18 protein-coding genes and 1 tRNA gene are annotated in these 17,846 nt (G+C 36.3%); 14 read left to right on the forward strand and 5 right to left on the reverse strand.

What is annotated here, in order from left to right:
* Positions 1-122 precede the first annotated feature (122 nt).
* A complete protein-coding gene (locus tag D7V20_RS10985) occupies positions 123-2,222 on the forward strand; it encodes a carbon starvation CstA family protein (protein WP_120384334.1) in 2,100 nt (699 codons plus the stop codon).
* A gap of 130 nt (positions 2,223-2,352) precedes the next feature.
* Here D7V20_RS10985 and D7V20_RS10990 read toward each other — a convergent pair whose 3' ends face one another.
* From D7V20_RS10990 to D7V20_RS11005, 4 genes are read right to left on the reverse strand one after another with little or no spacing between them, the layout of a single operon-like run.
* Positions 2,353-3,519, reverse strand: a complete 1,167-nt coding sequence (locus tag D7V20_RS10990) for a GmrSD restriction endonuclease domain-containing protein (protein WP_120384335.1) — start codon at positions 3,517-3,519, stop codon at positions 2,353-2,355.
* Complete coding sequence (locus D7V20_RS10995; RefSeq protein ID WP_120384336.1) at positions 3,520-4,398, reverse strand: hypothetical protein; 879 nt, start codon at positions 4,396-4,398, stop codon at positions 3,520-3,522.
* Positions 4,399-4,400: 2 nt separating this feature from the next.
* Positions 4,401-5,510: an adenine-specific methyltransferase EcoRI family protein gene (locus D7V20_RS11000; protein WP_120384337.1), complete on the reverse strand. Its 1,110-nt coding sequence runs from the start codon at positions 5,508-5,510 to the stop codon at positions 4,401-4,403.
* Between the two features lie 19 nt (positions 5,511-5,529).
* Positions 5,530-5,751, reverse strand: a complete 222-nt coding sequence (locus D7V20_RS11005) for a DUF6471 domain-containing protein (RefSeq protein ID WP_120384338.1) — start codon at positions 5,749-5,751, stop codon at positions 5,530-5,532.
* Between the two features lie 119 nt (positions 5,752-5,870).
* On the opposite strand from D7V20_RS11005, the gene D7V20_RS11010 reads away from it, so the two are divergent.
* Positions 5,871-6,905: an IS1595 family transposase gene (locus tag D7V20_RS11010; RefSeq protein WP_235831628.1), complete on the forward strand. Its 1,035-nt coding sequence runs from the start codon at positions 5,871-5,873 to the stop codon at positions 6,903-6,905.
* Here D7V20_RS11010 and D7V20_RS11015 read toward each other — a convergent pair.
* Positions 6,902-7,327, reverse strand: coding sequence for a hypothetical protein (locus D7V20_RS11015; protein ID WP_120384339.1), 426 nt, complete (start codon positions 7,325-7,327; stop codon positions 6,902-6,904). The two genes, D7V20_RS11010 and D7V20_RS11015, sit on opposite strands and share 4 nt — an antisense overlap.
* Positions 7,328-7,428: 101 nt before the next feature.
* On the opposite strand from D7V20_RS11015, the gene D7V20_RS11020 reads away from it, so the two are divergent.
* From D7V20_RS11020 to D7V20_RS11075, 12 genes are all read left to right on the forward strand, one after another.
* Complete coding sequence (locus D7V20_RS11020; RefSeq protein ID WP_120384340.1) at positions 7,429-7,731, forward strand: YbdD/YjiX family protein; 303 nt, start codon at positions 7,429-7,431, stop codon at positions 7,729-7,731.
* Positions 7,732-7,991: 260 nt separating this feature from the next.
* Positions 7,992-9,011 (forward strand): 2-dehydropantoate 2-reductase, encoded by a 1,020-nt coding sequence (locus D7V20_RS11025; protein WP_120384341.1) that lies wholly within the window; start codon positions 7,992-7,994, stop codon positions 9,009-9,011.
* Positions 9,012-9,132: 121 nt separating this feature from the next.
* Positions 9,133-10,092, forward strand: coding sequence for an AAA family ATPase (locus D7V20_RS11030; protein WP_120384342.1), 960 nt, complete (start codon positions 9,133-9,135; stop codon positions 10,090-10,092).
* Positions 10,093-10,104: 12 nt separating this feature from the next.
* Positions 10,105-11,013 carry a DUF58 domain-containing protein gene (locus tag D7V20_RS11035; protein WP_120384343.1) on the forward strand — a complete coding sequence of 303 codons (909 nt, stop codon included), beginning with the start codon at positions 10,105-10,107 and terminating at the stop codon, positions 11,011-11,013.
* Between the two features lie 14 nt (positions 11,014-11,027).
* Entirely contained in the window at positions 11,028-13,031 is a 2,004-nt protein-coding gene (locus tag D7V20_RS11040) for a transglutaminase family protein (protein WP_120384344.1), read from the forward strand.
* 43 nt (positions 13,032-13,074) lie between these two features.
* A tRNA-Val gene (locus D7V20_RS11045) sits at positions 13,075-13,151 on the forward strand.
* 161 nt (positions 13,152-13,312) lie between these two features.
* Positions 13,313-13,552, forward strand: coding sequence for a transposase family protein (locus D7V20_RS11050; RefSeq protein ID WP_120384345.1), 240 nt, complete (start codon positions 13,313-13,315; stop codon positions 13,550-13,552).
* Positions 13,553-13,838: 286 nt separating this feature from the next.
* Positions 13,839-14,831 carry a phosphotransferase family protein gene (locus tag D7V20_RS11055; RefSeq protein ID WP_235831629.1) on the forward strand — a complete coding sequence of 331 codons (993 nt, stop codon included), beginning with the start codon at positions 13,839-13,841 and terminating at the stop codon, positions 14,829-14,831.
* The gene (locus D7V20_RS11060) at positions 14,828-15,172 is read left to right on the forward strand and encodes a hypothetical protein (protein ID WP_120384346.1); all 345 of its coding nucleotides are present in this window, start codon (positions 14,828-14,830) and stop codon (positions 15,170-15,172) included. Before D7V20_RS11055 ends, D7V20_RS11060 begins: the two co-directional genes overlap by 4 nt.
* Positions 15,165-15,884, forward strand: coding sequence for a histidine phosphatase family protein (locus D7V20_RS11065; protein WP_120384347.1), 720 nt, complete (start codon positions 15,165-15,167; stop codon positions 15,882-15,884). Before D7V20_RS11060 ends, D7V20_RS11065 begins: the two co-directional genes overlap by 8 nt.
* Entirely contained in the window at positions 15,881-17,041 is a 1,161-nt protein-coding gene (locus D7V20_RS11070; protein ID WP_120384348.1) for an acyl-CoA dehydrogenase family protein, read from the forward strand. The genes D7V20_RS11065 and D7V20_RS11070 overlap by 4 nt, the downstream gene beginning before the upstream one ends.
* 15 nt (positions 17,042-17,056) lie before the next feature.
* Entirely contained in the window at positions 17,057-17,824 is a 768-nt protein-coding gene (locus D7V20_RS11075) for an SDR family NAD(P)-dependent oxidoreductase (RefSeq protein ID WP_120384349.1), read from the forward strand.
* Positions 17,825-17,846 lie beyond the last annotated feature (22 nt).

Genomic DNA, 17,846 nt, shown 5'->3' on the forward strand with positions numbered 1-17,846 from the left:
CAAAGTCTTAGATGAAAACAACAATATGAGGAGTAGAGTTGCCAAGGAAAGAGTCACATGGAAATGAGTTTAGGTAAATAAGAACAAAGGAACTGCTTTTGTTATCAAGATGAGAGGTATTTATGGAAAGTATTGAAACGAAATTATCACCCCTCTCAAAGCTTATATGGGTGATTGTGGCTATCATCGGCGCAGTATCATTTGGGATACTGGCTGTAAGCAGGGGGGAGCATGTGAATGCTGTGTGGTTAGTCCTTGCAGCAGTTTGTGTATATAGCATTGCTTATCGCTTCTATAGTTTATTTATTGCCAACAAAGTATTTGAATTAAACGCAAGACGATTAACCCCAGCACATCGTTTAAACGACGGATTGGACTATGTGCCGACCAATAAATATGTGCTTTTTGGACACCATTTTGCTGCAATTGCAGGTGCTGGACCATTGGTCGGGCCTATTCTTGCTGCACAGATGGGTTATTTACCTGGTACGATTTGGTTACTTGTCGGGGTGGTACTCGCGGGAGCCGTTCAAGACTTTCTCGTATTATTCATATCCACACGACGTGATGGACGTTCATTGGGCGAAATGGCCAAGCAAGAGCTAGGTTCATTTGCAGGTGTTGTGGTCATGCTAGGTGCTTTGGGGGTAATGATTATTATCCTTGCAGTATTGGCATTGGTTGTCGTGAAAGCATTAGCACATAGCCCATGGGGAGTATTCTCTATTGCAGCGACGATACCGATCGCGTTGTTCATGGGTATCTACATGCGTTACTTGCGTCCAGGGAAAATTGCTGAAGTTTCGATCATTGGTTTTGTATTGATGATGGCGGCAATTGTCTATGGGGGTAATGTTGCTGCTGATCCATATTGGGGGCCATTTTTCACATTAACAGGTACGCAACTGACTTGGGCTTTGATCATCTATGGTTTTGTCGCATCAGTTTTACCTGTTTGGTTGTTATTAGCACCACGTGATTATTTATCTACTTTCTTGAAAATTGGGGTAATCGCAGGGCTTGCAGTCGGTATTATGGTTGCAATGCCAATGTTGAAAATGCCGTCAGTGACACATTTTGTTGATGGTACGGGTCCTGTTTTTGCTGGTTCAATGTTCCCATTCCTCTTCATTACCATTGCTTGTGGTGCGATTTCTGGTTTCCACGCCTTAGTATCTTCTGGTACAACACCTAAATTGGTCGATAACGAAGTGAATATTCGTGTCATCGGTTATGGTGGCATGTTAATGGAATCATTTGTTGCCATTATGGCAATGATTTGTGCGACTGTACTTGAGCCAGGTGTGTACTTTGCCATTAACTCGCCAGCTGCGGTGCTTGGTACAACTGTAGAAAGTGCGGCTGAAGCTGTGCGTACATTGGGCTTTGTCGTAACCCCTGAAACATTGGCTTTATTGGCAAAAGACGTCGGTGAAACGACGATTCTTTCACGTACTGGTGGTGCACCTACGTTTGCTATTGGTATGGCACATATCATCACGGAAATTTTCAATAACCGTTCAATGATGGCGTTCTGGTATCACTTCGCAATTCTTTTCGAAGCTTTATTTATTTTAACTGCAGTTGATGCAGGGACACGTGCTTGTCGTTTTATGGTTCAAGATACTGTAGGTATCGTTGTTCCAGCACTTAAAAATTCGCACAATTTTGTCGGTAATATGATTGGTACCGCAGTTGCTGTCGCAGGATGGGGCTTCTTCGTTTATCAAGGTGTTGTGGATCCTCTCGGTGGTATTAACAGTCTATGGCCATTGTTTGGTATTGGTAACCAAATGCTTGCTGCTATGGCGTTGATCTTAGGTACAGTAATTTTATTCAAGATGAAAAAAGAGAAATATGTTTGGGTGACGATTGTCCCAACTATTTTCTTAATCATCACCTGTATGACTGCGGGTTGGCAAAAAATCTTCCATGAAAATCCAAAAATTGGTTTCTTGGCTCAAGCAGATAAGTTCTCTGCTGCTATTGCTAAAGGTGAGATTTTAAAACCAGCTAAAACACTTGAAGAAATGCAAACAATTGTATTATCAAATCAAATTAATGCTGCGCTTTGTGCATTCTTTATGATTGTGGCAATTGTGATGGTTTTCGCTGCGATTGGTGTCATTCGTCGTGCATTGGCGAGCCCAGTTCCAACGGTAAATGAAGCACCAGCAGTATATGCAGATCCTGAAGAAGTTTCTGTTTCTAAGTCACATTAATATTTTGCGAATTTATTTTTGCAAGAAATAAACGCTATTATGTAGCAGTTGCACAAAGATATAATAATCAATTACATAATAAAAAAAGAAGCTAGGTTTTCCCTAGCTCCTTTTAAAAACAACTAGATTATTAGCGATTACCTTTACTTCTATTATGAGTAATACAAAGCATTTCACAGTTTTGGATATTAGTTGCACCGCCTTTACTCCAAGCCTGTACATGGTCTGCATCCATTTCTTTAAGTGAGTAAATCTTGGTCTTATTCGCATTATTGCCATTGACACATAATGGACAATTTGAAACACCTTTCTCGGAAGCATCTTTAGTTTGTGATGCGTAGGCTTTACGTTTAATTGCATCATCAAAAACACGAACATCCAATAAACGACTATCAGTTTTACCGCCTAATATGTACTCAAAAATACCTTTTCTGTTTTTAACATAAGGGTCAGCGTAGAGCGTTTTAACATCATCAGAAATCTTAGATGGATTATAAGCATTGGTCTTATAACTTTCATACAAGTTACCCCAATCCAAACCTTTCATTTCTTTTTCAATATTAAGAAAAATGGTACTCGCCCAATCTATAACAGTGTTGAAATAAGTAGTTAGCTCGTTTATATGATTGTCGTGGCGGTGCTGCCCCATGTAATCACTAACATTGCCTTTACTCACCCAATTTAGGGCTGTAGCTAAGAAATCCTGACGAATAGCACTACCACTAACAAAGCTACTCCATTTTTGAATTAAAGCGTTTTGAGAGTTGCTAAACTGTGCTTTAGCAAGCGTTACAAATGAGCCTGAATAAACTGCATTTAGTAATTCTTGTTCATTAAGTGGCACACCTGAAATATTAATAGTTTTAAACCATTCCTTTATTTCGCTTTCAGTACCATTGCATTCGTAAACTAAGATCGTTGTATCTAGTATTTTCTGCTTTTGGTCTTTAGGTAAACTATGGAAATATTGTGGGGTTTTGCTACCTTCAAAAAATATAGCGAACTTTCCTGTTAAAAACCGTCCAATACTTGTGATTCTTTGCTGACCATCTAACACCTCAAAAGTATCATCACCTGTCTGATTAAAGTAAATTAATCCTAATGGATAGCCCTTTAAAATGGATTGAATAACAGCTACGTCTTTTTTACCATCTGCGTATATATAATTCCGTTGATATTCAGGCTGAATAGTCAATTTACCCGACAAGCCAAATAAACCTTTTCCCTCAAGTTCGTTATAAATAAAGCCTTCGCATAGGTCTTTGATCGTGATTTTGGTATTTAAATTTGTTTGCATTTATTTCCCCTGACTTGCTTCTGTTGTTATCACATTCAGCATCATTTGCATGATTGCGATACAATCTAGTCCATTCCTTACTTTAATTTTCTTAAATTCAGCATTTTGATTGATGTTAAAGTTTGATGAAGTCATTGAACCTAGATATGCAATGCTTTCATCCAACATCATTGCGTTTGTCGCACCGCCAATGAAAAAAATCACAAGCTCTCTTTTTAAGTTTAAGTCATTATCAAAGTAACATTCCTTTAGTGTTTTAGTTGTAGTTTTACCATAATGAATTTTTCCATTTTCTTTCACGTAATAATCAGACTTATAATCTAAGGCAAACAAGAATCTAAGGTAAAAATCTTTTTCAATTTCTCCTTTTTTAATATCATTCTTGTACCCACCAAGTATGTCAAAATCTTGGGAAACAACTTTTTCAATTGATTTAAATGGAAAAGATGACCGTATCTCTACTGTCTTAGTAAGAGATTTATAATCATCCGAACCATGCTGTAGCCATTTCTTATGAATTTTCAAATCTATTTGATCAATAGAGTTATTACCACTATCCAATTCAATTACAACATTGGGATTTTTGTTGTAGTGAGTAAGCATAGAAAAACATAGTTGTTCTATTATCAATCCACAAAATGATTTTAATTTAATCTCAATTTCATCCCTAGCAACTCCTGATGAACTAGCTGAATTAAATTGTATAGAACTCAACCTAGATTTAGCAGTCTGAATAATATTTTTGCTACGTTCATTGTTAGGACTTAAAGTGATTTTTTGTATTCTAAATGGAATATTTGAAAATGAGTGACAAAGAAAATTATTATCGGATGTTTTCAGAAGTGTATTATTCACACAATCAACATAGTAAATATCCATGCTTAAATTCTCTTATGACAAATTAAAACTCTTGAATACAAGCGTTTTCCATTGAGATATGCACGATCTAATTTTCCACGCCATTCTGCTAAAGCAATATTTTCTAATAGATCATCTTTTACATAAAAATCCATGCCTAAAATTTCAAATTGTTCAGGGTTGTATTTATCTAAAAAACTAATTGGTACGCCCATAACACCATCATAATCACTAGGAATAGCATTGGTAAAAGGCACTTCAATAGCATTGTAATTATCGTATAACTGATAAGCATTTTTACCTTCAATTTTAGAGTTAAATCTCTTATTGTCTGCGGTTGTCATTAGTTGTAATGGTTCGTGTCTACGTCCATGTTCAATGTTGGTAAACCATCTAACACCTTTTACTCGAATATATTTATTACCCTCGCTATCAACCCTAAACCCTGCTGCATTTAAAGGGTAGCTATCAGGAACTCTAAATTCACGATCACCACTACTGATTGTCGCACCAAGCCATACGATATTCTTTTGAATCAAAGGGAATATATCTTTATAAGTAAGGGAGTTCATATTCCCAACAATCGCAAATTTTTTCTCACCTTCCATAATCCATGCAATAAAATCACGGAATAGGGAAAATGGGGGGTTGGTTACAATTATATCGGCTTGATCACGCAACGCTTTGACTTCATCACTTCTGAAATCACCATCACCTTTGAGGTACTGCCAATGAATATCGTTAATATCAACCACGCCATCTTTAGTTATATCGCTTTCTAGTTCAAAAAACTTGCCACAAGCAGTAGATTTATCACTATCAAATTGAGGGCTTTTTTCTTCAAATAATGAAGGTTGATAAGATTGATCACCTTGTTTGTTCTTAGGGGCATAACTTGTGCTTATAAGTTTTTTCAAGCCTAACCGACTAAAATTTTGAGCAAAATATAATGTGAAATTACTCCATTCAGGGTCATCACAGGGCAATAAAACTACTTTATCTCTAAATACATTTGAATCAAATTCTAAGTAAGCATTCATTTCTTTTTCAATATCAACATATTGAGTATAAAATTCATCATTTTTAGCTGATCTTGCTTTTGAGAGATTCGTATTTTTCAAAACGCTGTTCATATTGAAATCCAAATTTATATTAAATTAACCGAATGTCTTTACAATCAATCGCTTTGAGTATTTGAAGCATGAATATTGCCCCAAATGTACCACGATTGATCTTATTGCTAATGTTTTGCGGTGTTTCAGATATACCCATTGATTCTAATTTCTTTGCTAGATCAATCAGGCTTATATTTTTTCGGGCAATTTCTGCCTTAATTAAGCCTTTGGCATAGTCTTTCCATTCATCATCACTCACGGTTTGACCTCTTAAAAATAAACGACATAGTATGTCGCTAAAATATTTTAAATCATTATATTTGATGATTTAAAATATTACAATATATTTAGTATATCGTGTTTGTGATGGGTGATTTTATGCAAAAAGAATCTAAGCAACATTTCTTATTATCAGCAAAGGCTCGTACCTTATCTGTATATGAAATTACGCAAATCACCCATGAGCAAGCATTTTTATTATTCAAGGAAATGCGATGGGGAAATGGAAATCCGATTTGCCCTCAATGTGCTATGCAAGACAATCATTATTTCATTCGGGGACGTAAGCAATGGCGATGTAAATGTTGTGGTCATACGTTTAGTGTCACATCAGGTACAATTTTCGCATTTCATAAACTACCACTTAAAATTTATCTTGCTGCTATCGCCATATATTCTAATGCTGTTAAAGGATTATCTGCCTTACAGCTTGGTCGGGATTTAGGTGTTCAATATAAAACTGCTTTTGTATTGGCACATAAAATCCGTGAAAGCCTCATTGAGCAACGTGACGATGAAGTATTATCAGGTGAGGTTCATGTAGATGGTGCGTATGTAAATGGTTATGTACGCCCTAAAAACCACAAGGATGATCGTGTGGATCGGCGCAAGGCTGAATATCAAAATCCGAATAAACGGTGTGTTGTGGTACTACGCCAAAAAGCAATCAACAGTGACCAACATTACCAACAAGGTGCTGATAGAACCAAAACCTATGTGGTGCATGGTGAAAATCAAAAGGACATTAATCATCTTGCAAATCAGCATATCAAGCACGGTTCAACCATTCATGCAGATGAAAGTACAGCCTATGACACCTTGAATGCTCGGTTCACAACTAAACGTGTCAATCACCAAGTTGAATATCGCTCAAAAGATGGTGTGACCAACAATCTTGCCGAAAGCTATTTCAGCCGATTTAGACGTATGCAATTAGGTCAGATGCACAAGTTTGGTGTGATGTACCTCGCTAACTATGCCAATGAAGCTGCTTATCGTGAAGATACTCGTAGATGGTCGAATGGTGAAATCTTTACGGATATTCTAACCAAATGCACCCAAACCCGAACTCATAAGGATTGGTGTGGATATTGGCAAGGTAATAAACGTAAATCAGAGCGTTTAGTCTGTTAATCTACAATTTGCCATAGATACGGACGATGATTGCCAATAGCAACGATGATGCCTTTAATTCTTAGTCGATTCAGAACTTTGATTAAGCTAGGGCTGACATCATCCCTCAAAGATTCATCCATACCTTTAACTTCTAATATTTGAACCATAATTTCCTTGTAGTTCATAGGGCTTTGAGCTTCACGCAAACAAGTCAAAACTAAAGTTTGTAATTCACCTCGTCCAAAATAGGGATTTCTTTGGTTTGTACGCTTAGATTTAATGCTTCTTAGGTCAAATTCAGGTGAAAATAGCTTAATGGTGTGATCTACATGCAGTAGTATTTCAGAGATACGTTGAATGTCTTTTTGATGTGATTCAATCTGACCAAGAAGTTCCGCACGTTTCTTCGTTAAAACAGAGATTAAGTGGGATTCAGCCATTGTTATATTCCTATATTTTAAAGGAATTATTTTAAATGGCGTGAAATTGAATTGATTGTGCAGTTGCTACATAATAGCGGAAATAAAGTGAGGTGAGTAAGATGAATCTTAGATTCGCCAAAGGTGGAAAAACGGTGATTTATAAAATCATCAAGATGACCATTATGTCGCAAAAAGACTTAATTTTTTCACCAAAGAATTGGTCAAGAATTGCAACTTTGTGGCAGCGTTTACAGCAAAGCTTCCGTTTGATGGTCGGTGTTCCTGATTATGAAAATTATGTGGAGCATATGAAAAAGCACCATCCAGATATGGAGCTGATGGATGAAAAGACATTTCACCGTTATTGCGTAGATGCACGTTATCCAACGGCAGGCGGCAATATGAAAAAATGTCCATGTTAATGTCAACGATCAGTTAAAAAAACGACACTTCGGTGTCGTTTTTTATTAGGGAAATTTGAAAATAAACACCATACTTAAATCCAACTATATTTTGCATAGTTAAAATAATTTTATTAAATAAATAGAATGTATTGTGTGATTTTCTATTCAATAATGAAAATAATCAGTTTCACTGTTTATCATTGTTAAATGTCGTGTATCCGACAGCTCTATATTAGCATTTATCTTAGAATGCTCTAGTCATTGAAAAGGGAAATTTCATGAAAATATATATTTACGGTGCAGGTAGTATTGGCTGTTACTTCGGTGGGAAGTTGGCTGCTTCAGGTGTTGATGTCACATTTATAACTCGCTCACATCGCTATCAACAACTTTCGCAATTTGGTTTAGAACTCACGGATTATGCAGGTCACTATCTCAAAATAGCTGCAGACCAATTAAACTTAACAACTGATCCTGCACAGGTTGTTCATGCTGATCTTATTTTCATTTGTGTCAAATCAGCGGCAACCGAACAAGTGGCACATGAACTAAAGCAATACTTAGGACAAAAAGCACCCCTGATCATTAGTTTTCAAAATGGCTTAAGTAATGTTCCAATTTTAAAAAATATTTTACAAGCGCAGACCATTTTAGAGGGGATGGTGCCTTTTAATGTTGCTGCTTTAGGGCATGGACATTACCATCAAGGAACATCTGGCGCTGTAAGTATTAAGCAATATGCCAATCAAACTATTTTGGAAGGGATTTTTAAAAAAGCCAATTTAGAAATCGTATTTGAACAAGACATGTTGGCTATTCAATGGGCGAAGCTTTTACTGAATCTAAATAATTCAATTAATGCTTTATCCAAGTTACCCCTAAAACAACAATTATCGATTCGCCAATATCGTCAATGTTTGGCAATGGCGCAGCAAGAAACCTTAGATTTGCTTGATTTTGCACAAATTAGAACAGCAAAATTAACCGCAATTCCTACGCATTGGATTCCGAAGCTACTGAGTTTACCCAATCCACTGTTTAAATTATTAAGCCGTAAAATGTTGGAAATCGATCCTTTGGCACGATCATCGATGCAAGATGATTTAATGATGGGACGTGCTACAGAAGTTGATTGGATTAATGGCGAGGTTATAAAATTAGCTGAACATTGTGGAAGACGTGCCCCGATTAATAAAAAGCTTATACAGCTGATTAAACAGGCTGAAAAGATGCCCACAGCATTTTCAATCCGTGCTGATGCCTTAAAGGATCAATTGGAATCTGTAGCTAAAACGTGACTTTAGCAAAAGCTGTTATAGCGCAGTGAAAGGCTTTAATATTTATAATGATCATCTTTGAGTATTCTTTAAAAGCGTGTATGTTAATGCTATACATACAATTTTTATTGGGGAATAAAAGGTGATTTGGGGAACAACACAGCAAACAGCATCTCTCGAAAATGAATCGGTTTCTCAGCAAGAACTTACGCATTATTACCCTAAAATTGATGCATTTCTTAAGCAAATTAATCAAATCATCCTTGATAAAGAACAACAAACCAAACTTGCATTATGTAGTCTTTTGGCTGGTGGTCACTTATTATTTGAAGATTTACCAGGGCTAGGTAAAACTACATTGGCCAGTAGTTTATCTCGTTTAGCAGGTCTATATTTCCAACGTATTCAATTTACCAATGATATGCTTGCAAGTGATGTGATTGGGATCAATATGTTCAATCAAAAAGAACATCAATTTGAGTTTAAACAAGGGCCTATTTTCTCTCAAATTTTACTTGCAGATGAAATTAACCGTTGCAGTCCAAAGACGCAAAGTGCTTTGCTTGAAGCGATGGAAGAGGGTAATGTCACTGTAGATGGCACTCGTTATGAATTGCCTAAACCATTTTGGGTGATTGCCACACAAAATCCACTGTTTCAAAGTGGAACTTATAGTTTACCTGAGTCACAACTCGATCGTTTCATTATGCGCTTGTCCTTGGGATATCCTTCAAGATCTGCTGAAAAATTACTTTTACAACAAAATTCACGGCATGAGTTGATTACCCAGCTACAATCGATATTTGAACAACAAGAGATACTGCAATTACAACGTAATGTGAATCAAATTACAGTAAATGATCTCATTTATGATTATTTGCTTGATTTAACTGAAGAAACTCGAAAGGGGCGACATGGATTGTCGACACGAGGATTACTTGCACTTAAAAAAGCGGCACAAGCCTATGCTTTGATTGAAAAGCGTCATTTTGTAATTGCAGATGATGTACAAGCGGTATTTGTTGCCGTTGTTTCCCATCGTATTGGATTAGGTGAATCTGAAACTTTAGCCTTGATGCAAAAAGTTCCTGTAAAAGGTTAATAGGAATCGATCATGTTCAGAGAACGATTTGTACGTTGGCTACATCTGAGATTTCGCTATACAGGAGTGCGCACACTTAAACAAAATGAAGTGTTGGTTTTTATTTATCAGCAAGGTTATTTATATCTTGTCTTGATTTTGATCACGTTTATTGCAGGTATTAATTATGCCAATAACCTAATTTTGGGGTTTTGCTTTCTGATTAGTGCAATTTTATGTATCAGCTTCTATCTAAGTTTTAAGCAGTTACATGGCATAACCATGCAAGTCGTTGTAGATGAGGTGGGTAAAGTTGGAGAGGCTTTTAACGTTAAAATCATTTTGCAACAAGATCGAATCACACCTAAATATTTAAATTTTAAAACCAATGATCAAATACATCCCTTTTTATTTGAAGAAAAGCAGCAAAGTTTTGAACTTGTGTTTATTCCAGAACAACGTGGAAAATTTGAAATCCCACCGATTCAAATATATTCAACTTATCCTTTGGGGCTTGTCAGAGCTTGGACGTATATTTATCTCACTGACATCTATTGGATTGCCCCACAAGCCAAAGTATTTACGCAGCATTTACAAAGTTACTCAAATACAGGTGAACCTGACTTAGATGAATTTAAGGAGCTTAGAACATTTAAACTGGGTGATTCATTGCAAAGTATTTCATGGAAACAGGCTGCTCGTGGGCAAGGTTTATTTGTTAAACAGTTTGAAGACTTAGTTGATACCCATGTTATGCAAATTGAATACAGTAAAATGCCAAGTGCAGACCATGAAGAAAAGCTATGCTTCATGATGGAATTGGTTGATCAATGTGAACATTCTCAAACACCTTATAGCGTTATATTGCCGCATGCACAGACTGAAAATGGCGTAGGTGAGCAACATTATATTCATATCAAAACATTATTGGCTCAGGCTTAATTGGAGTGCTGATGATGAATAAATCAATTCAAATTTCAATCTTGTTGGTACTGAGTTTGATCTTGGTCGCTCAAGCTGCATACATACCTATTGCATTATCTCTTTTATTTTTAATCAATATTGTCGGGTTAGGCATATTTTACAGAAAGCAGAATAAACACGAAATTTCAGATTTTCCCAAATACCCAAAATTAATTTTTGCGTTAATCGCATTGGTGATTATTTATTTTACGTCTAAGACTTTTTTAGGTGTAGAAGCAGGCACAGCCGTTTTATCCACATTTTTATTTGCCAAAGCGCTAGAAACCAAGACTAAACGTGATTTTATTATTTTATTTAACTTTGCTTTATTTGTGAGTGCAAGTCTATTCCTACATTCACAAGCCTTTTGGATGGCCTTGTTGGTCCTGTGTTGTTTAGTGAGTTGTTTAATCGGTTTATATCGTGTGCAAATAGCAGATTTTCAAACTAAACAACCTGTTTTACAATCACTGAAAAATGATTCATTCCATATTTTGAAATTTATAGGCTTGGCTTTACCATTTTTTATCTTACTCTTTCTGTTTTTTCCACGATTACCGCCACTTTGGCAAATTCCAATCCCAAATAACAAAGCCGTTACAGGTCTAAGTGATACGATGTCTCCCGGTGATATTGCTGAATTATCGCAATCCAGTGCCTTGGCATTCCGTGTGATTGCAGATATGAAGCAGTTACCGAATCGTAATGAATTATACTGGAGAGCATTGGTTTTGGATCGTTATGATGGTACGACTTGGACTAGCGATTTTATCAATAAACGGGATAAGTCTTATTCAACGATCACAGGGCATCGTGAGGGATTTCGTTATCAATATTTAGCCAGTGATCCAAGCCAACAATGGATCACTGGACTGGAAAAATCAGTGCCAATTGAACAACGATTTACTTTACATGAAGATTGGTCAATTACTCCAAGACGTTTAGTGCAACGTACACAACCAATTCAATTGCAATGGATTGGCAATCAAATTGTTGAAACACAACAGGAAGGACTCACACAAAAGATACTTCGAAATAGTTTGGATTATCCTTTAAAAAGTGATCCACAAGCGCAAAAATTTGCATCATTGATGTATCAACGCAGTCAGAATAATCCTGAGTTATATATTCGTAATATTTTAAATTGGTACAAAAAAGAGAATTTTGTTTATACATTAGCACCGGGAAAACTGGGCGATAACCGTGTAGATGAATTTTTATTCCAAACAAAACAAGGCTTCTGTGAACATTATGCCTCCAGCTTTGTTTTGTTAATGCGTTATGTGGGAATTCCTGCCAGAGTCGTCACAGGGTATCAAGGCGGGGAATTAGCGCCTGATGGTCTAAGTTGGGAGGTTCGTCAACTCGATGCGCATGCTTGGGCAGAGGTTTACCAACGAGGTCATTGGCAACGTATTGATCCAACAGCAATTATTGCACCAATGCGTATAGATCAAGGGATGCAGAATATTATGAATGATAATAACGCAATCTTTGGTGATGCGAGCTATTCAAATTTACGTTTACAACATTCTTCAGTTTTAAGAACGTTACGTGTTTGGAGCGACTACGCCAGTTTTCAATGGCAAAGTAAAGTGGTGGGTTATGACGCTGATAAACAAAATGGTTGGTTAAAAAAGCTTGGTCTTACATCTACTTATAGTTATTCGCTTATTTTAATCTTTGGGATTTTAGGATTACTTTTGATGTATTGGGGAGTCTTTAAGTTTCTATTGATTCGACAAATGTCTAAAATTGAGTATATATTGTTCCAGTTTAATAAAAAACTAGATTTAGTTGATCAAAAAATTGAATCTGAAACATTTCAACAGTGGATGCAGCGCTTGGCAGAGCAAACTCAGCAAAGAGACATTTTTGAGGAGGCCAACCGATACTTTCAAAATCTTGTTTATTTAGCTGATGAAAATCAACAAGATATTCTAAAATTTAAAAAATTGCTCAAAGAGTGTGCGAATGTGCTGAAGCAACGTAAATAAGGCTTGTCAGAATCTAAAAAAATGCATATTATCGCACTCACTTAGGCGTATAGCTCAGTTGGTTAGAGCGCTACGTTGACATCGTAGAGGTCTCCAGTTCGAGTCTGGATATGCCTACCAAATATAGCTGTTAATTCAGCAACTTAAAGCCCACTTCAAAAGTGGGCTTTTTGTTTTCGGGCAACTACGTTCGATTTTAATATGAATAAGTGCAATAAATCGCCGTATTTAGAATTTAAAAAATCACCTAAAACTGACTCTTTGTGGCTTAGGTTCAGGGAATTTATGAAGTTTATGATAAAAGCTTGATCCCTTTGAAGGCAAAAAAAGGGCAAAAATTAGCATCAGAATTAAAATTTTATAACCGAGAAATTAATAAAAGAAGGATAGGAATAGAGCATGTATTTGGAAAATTAAAAAGTTTTAGGATTTTATGTGAAAGATACAGAAATAGAGGTAAACGCCTAGGGTTAAGGTTTAATTTAATTGCTGGAATTTACAACTTTCAGTTGGCTAAATAATGATTTATGAAAGAGACCTATTATAAAAAAACTATTAAATATCATGTATGTATATTGGTTGTTAAGTTTTAAGTATGACAATTATAATTAACTTAAAGTTTATATCTTAAGAAGATTAAATAACGATTTTTAACTTCTCATCGGGAATAAAAGAACCATTATAAAATTTCAAAGATGCAATTTATTTCATTTTTGAAAAGATTGATTTTACTTAAGTTGTTGTAATTTAATAATAAAATATTTGGCATATTAATTGCTCTAATAACAAAATGAAAAGGAGCAATCGATGAATACTGAGCAAATTCAAAATTTACAGCAATTACTATGCGATAAACTAGGCTTGGTCGCTACTCATCAAATCAAAATTAAAAAAATGAGTGGTGGTGCAATTCAGGAAAATTGGTTACTGCAAGACCAAACATTTTCTTTGGTATTGCGTAAAAATGCTGAATCAGGCGTAGCTGTAAGTTCTGATCGTAAACAGGAATATTTACTTTTAGAGCGCTTATATCAATGTGGCATCAAAGTTCCACAAGTGCTTTATTTTGAAAAAGCTTCCAGTTTATTAAACAGTGATTTTTTCATCATGAAAAAAATTGAAGGGGTCACTGAAGGACATAAGTTGGTTCGCATTTCAGATCAAGAAAAACGCAAAAAAATCATTCAAGATATAGGGCATCAATTGGCATTGATACATGCCATTCAAAGCGATCAAGCCTTAGAGACTTTATTTGAGAAACCTAATACAGAGCATTATCTCAAAAGAAAGCTTGATGCTTTTATTGAACAGTTAGATTGTTTACAACGATCTCGTCCAGTTTTGGAATATGCAATTCAGTGGATGAAAAAAAACCAACCAAAAGTCGATGACCTTGTATTGGTGCACGGTGATTTTCGCACAGGTAACATTATGATCGAAGATGATTATGTGTCAGGGATTTTGGATTGGGAATTTACCGAGTGGGGTGATCGCCGTGAAGATATTGCTTGGTTTACAGCCAAATGTTGGCGTTTTGGTCAGGATCAAAATGTCGCAGGCGGGATTGGGTCATATAAAGATTTTATGACCGCATATGCTGAAAAATCTGAGATTTATATCCCTGAATTTGAAATGAAATTTTGGCATGTGTTAGCACATGTGCGCTGGACAATTATTGCTATGCAGCAATCGAATCGAAATGATGATATGCAAAAGCCTTCATTGGAGCTTGCCCTAACTGAATTTATGGTACCTCGTCTAGAAAAAAATATTTTAGATCTTTTAGGAGAAAAGGAATGAAGGAACAGAAAATTATTGATCTGATTAATGCAAGCCAAGCCGTGATCAAATCTGAATTATTGCCCCAAATAAATCAAAACAAATATGAATTATTGATGCTATTAAAAAGTTTTGAAATCCTGCGCGCCTATATTTTAAACAAGGAGGGATTTTCTCAACACAGCACAGGCATTCTGCAAGACTACTTTCATTTTCCGATCAAAGATGCTCAGGAAGCATTGGTTCAGTTGTGTTCAGATTTACGTGAAAATGTTCAAATTGACAATGTACTTGAATTATTAGAGGCCATGAATACTGAGGACATGAAGTTGGTTGAATCCAAGGCATCATATCATGGATAACTATTGGCTACGCTTATATCTAGTACGTCATGGTCATGTTGCTTATTTTGATGAACAGAATCAACCGATTAATCCAAAATTTGCTTTATTGTCTGCACGAGGTATTGCACAAATACAACATTTGGCTGAGCAGTTAAAACAAGTTGAGTTTGGAAGAGTTTATTCATCAACTATGCCACGCTCTATACAAACAGCTGAAATTTTAACGGCATCACGTTTAAAAAGTAGAACGGTTGCATATGATGAAATCCGAGAAATTCGATCAGGCCGATTAAGAGAAATTCAGCCTGATCATGCTGAACTGGAAATTAAATATGCTTATTGCCATAAGACAATGCAACACAGCAAGTTTATGCAAGGTGAAGTATGGTCTGATTTTGAACACCGTGTATTGTCATGGTTAGAAGGTATGATTCTGGCGACAAGCCAAGCCCAAAATATTCTGATTTCATCTCATGATGCTGTAAACCGTGTAATGATCAACTGGGTCTATGGCCGACAAGGTCAAGATCTGTATGGGCAAGAACAAGATTATGGTTGTCTGAATATTCTAGATGTGGAAATACATAAAAGCCGTATTTTAAATAAACGGATTAAATTACAAAATTTTACGCCTTATGACCCAAACAAATCGAATTTATTGAATAGCGCAATGGATGATGTCTATGACATTTATACCAAAGCTAACGGATTTATGGAGCTAAAAAAATGATCACATTATCTTCTGAACTTTTGTCTTTGCAGCAAAAAGTAAGAGATTTTATTCAGCAAGAGGTTATTCCTTTAGAAAAAGATCCACGTCAAGACAGTCATGGACCGAGCGAAGAATTACGTCAAGAATTGTTGAGTCGTGCACGTAAATGGGGATTACTGACCCCGCATGCAAGTCAAGAAATGGGGGGATTAGCATGGTCACATTTGGAAAAAGCCATTGCATTTGAAGAAGCGGGTTATTCGGCTTTAGGACCAATTGCATTAAATATCCATGCTCCAGATGAAGGTAATATTCATCTTTTAGATATTGTTGCTAATGATGAGCAAAAACAACGCTGGTTGAAAAGAATTGTTTCAGGTGAGATTAGATCATGTTTTGCGATGACTGAACCCACACCAGGTGCAGGCTCTGATCCTTCAATGTTGCAGACTACGGCTGTGCTTGATGGAAATGATTATATTATTAATGGTCATAAATGGTTAATTACTGGTGCTGATGGTGCGGCTGTAGCGATTATTATGGCAAAAATGGAAGATGGTACAGCATCTATGTTTTTGACAGATACTGATGTAGATGGCTTTATTTTAGAACGAAATATGAATGCAATGGATTCTTGTTTCACAGGTGGTCATGGGGTACTTCGTTTTGAAAATTTACGAATACCTAAAGAAAATGTGCTTGGTGAAATTGGTAAAGGATTCCAATATGCACAAGTTCGTTTGGCACCAGCAAGACTTACACACTGTATGCGTTGGTTAGGGCAGGCAAGACGTGCGCATGATGTCGCAACTGAATATGCACGAAATCGACAATCATTTGGTAAGCGTTTAGGTGACCATCAAGGTGTTGGATTTATGCTTGCAGATAATGAAATGGATTTATTAACAACACGTTTGGCTGTTCATTATTGTGCTCAAGTTTTAGATGCGGAGCAAAAAGCCAATTATGAATCCAGTTTAGTGAAGGTGATTAGTTCAGAGGGAATCTGGCGTGTGATTGACCGCAGTGTACAGATCTTAGGTGGACAGGCGATGACAGATGAATCAATTGTCTGCAAGATTTTTAAAGATGCTCGTGGTTTTAGAATTTATGATGGCGCGAATGAGGTACATCGAATGAGCATTGCACGTAAATTGTTAGGAAAACAAATTTAAATTAAGGATTGAGACATGAATATTTTTGATGTGCAAAATAAAAATATTTTAATTACAGGAGCTTCAAGTGGCTTAGGTCAGCATATTGCCGAACTATTCGCTCAAGTAGGTGCGAATGTGATTATTTGTGCAAGGCGCATGGAGCGATTAACTGCATTGGCAACAGATTTAAAAGCGCGTTTTAATGTCAAGGTTCATCCTTATACTTTAGATGTGAATGATCGTGCCGCAGTCAAGGAAATGATTAAAGATCTAGAAAGTAAACAAGTCGAGATTGATGTTCTGATTAATAATGCGGGTGTGAGTGACACGAAGCGATTTTTAGATTATACCGACGAAGACTGGGATAAAATTGTAAATACCAATCTAAAAGCACCATGGCAATGCTCGCAAGAAGTTGTACAACACATGATTCGTTCAGAAAAAAAGGGATCGATTCTTCATGTTACATCAATTTTATCTGAATCTGTAAATCTAGGTGTGAGTCCTTATTGCGCATCTAAAGCAGGACTTCGCCATTTAACAGAAACCATGGCAGTAGAATTGGCCCGATACGGCATTCGGGTAAATGCTATTGCTCCTGGTTATATGATTACTGAAATTAATCAAGATTATTTGACCAGTGAATCTGGACAGCAACTATTGAAAAAAATCCCATCACGAAAGTTTGTTGAATTTTCGGATTTAAATGGGTCATTATTACTCTTGGCTTCACAAGCCAGTCAGGGGATGACAGGTGTAGAAATTAAGGTAGATGGTGGTCACAGCTGTTCGCCAATCTAAGCGTATGTGTAGAGCGGAAATA

This window comes from Acinetobacter rongchengensis (assembly GCF_003611475.1).
Taxonomy (GTDB): domain Bacteria; phylum Pseudomonadota; class Gammaproteobacteria; order Pseudomonadales; family Moraxellaceae; genus Acinetobacter; species Acinetobacter rongchengensis.

Bases quoted from the DNA above. Each gene is read 5' to 3' on its own strand.
- D7V20_RS11055 (WP_235831629.1), top strand. From the start codon at position 13,839: ATGAATACTGAGCAAATTCAAAATTTACAGCAATTACTATGCGATAAA.
- D7V20_RS11025 (WP_120384341.1), top strand. From the start codon at position 7,992: ATGAAAATATATATTTACGGTGCAGGTAGTATTGGCTGTTACTTCGGT.
- D7V20_RS11060 (WP_120384346.1), top strand. From the start codon at position 14,828: ATGAAGGAACAGAAAATTATTGATCTGATTAATGCAAGCCAAGCCGTG.
- D7V20_RS11040 (WP_120384344.1), top strand. From the start codon at position 11,028: ATGAATAAATCAATTCAAATTTCAATCTTGTTGGTACTGAGTTTGATC.
- D7V20_RS10990 (WP_120384335.1), bottom strand. From the start codon at position 3,519: ATGCAAACAAATTTAAATACCAAAATCACGATCAAAGACCTATGCGAA.
- D7V20_RS11000 (WP_120384337.1), bottom strand. From the start codon at position 5,510: ATGAACAGCGTTTTGAAAAATACGAATCTCTCAAAAGCAAGATCAGCT.
- D7V20_RS11035 (WP_120384343.1), top strand. From the start codon at position 10,105: ATGTTCAGAGAACGATTTGTACGTTGGCTACATCTGAGATTTCGCTAT.
- D7V20_RS10995 (WP_120384336.1), bottom strand. From the start codon at position 4,398: ATGGATATTTACTATGTTGATTGTGTGAATAATACACTTCTGAAAACA.
- D7V20_RS11010 (WP_235831628.1), top strand. From the start codon at position 5,871: ATGCAAAAAGAATCTAAGCAACATTTCTTATTATCAGCAAAGGCTCGT.
- D7V20_RS11015 (WP_120384339.1), bottom strand. From the start codon at position 7,327: ATGGCTGAATCCCACTTAATCTCTGTTTTAACGAAGAAACGTGCGGAA.
- D7V20_RS11065 (WP_120384347.1), top strand. From the start codon at position 15,165: ATGGATAACTATTGGCTACGCTTATATCTAGTACGTCATGGTCATGTT.
- D7V20_RS11020 (WP_120384340.1), top strand. From the start codon at position 7,429: ATGAATCTTAGATTCGCCAAAGGTGGAAAAACGGTGATTTATAAAATC.
- D7V20_RS11075 (WP_120384349.1), top strand. From the start codon at position 17,057: ATGAATATTTTTGATGTGCAAAATAAAAATATTTTAATTACAGGAGCT.
- D7V20_RS11070 (WP_120384348.1), top strand. From the start codon at position 15,881: ATGATCACATTATCTTCTGAACTTTTGTCTTTGCAGCAAAAAGTAAGA.
- D7V20_RS10985 (WP_120384334.1), top strand. From the start codon at position 123: ATGGAAAGTATTGAAACGAAATTATCACCCCTCTCAAAGCTTATATGG.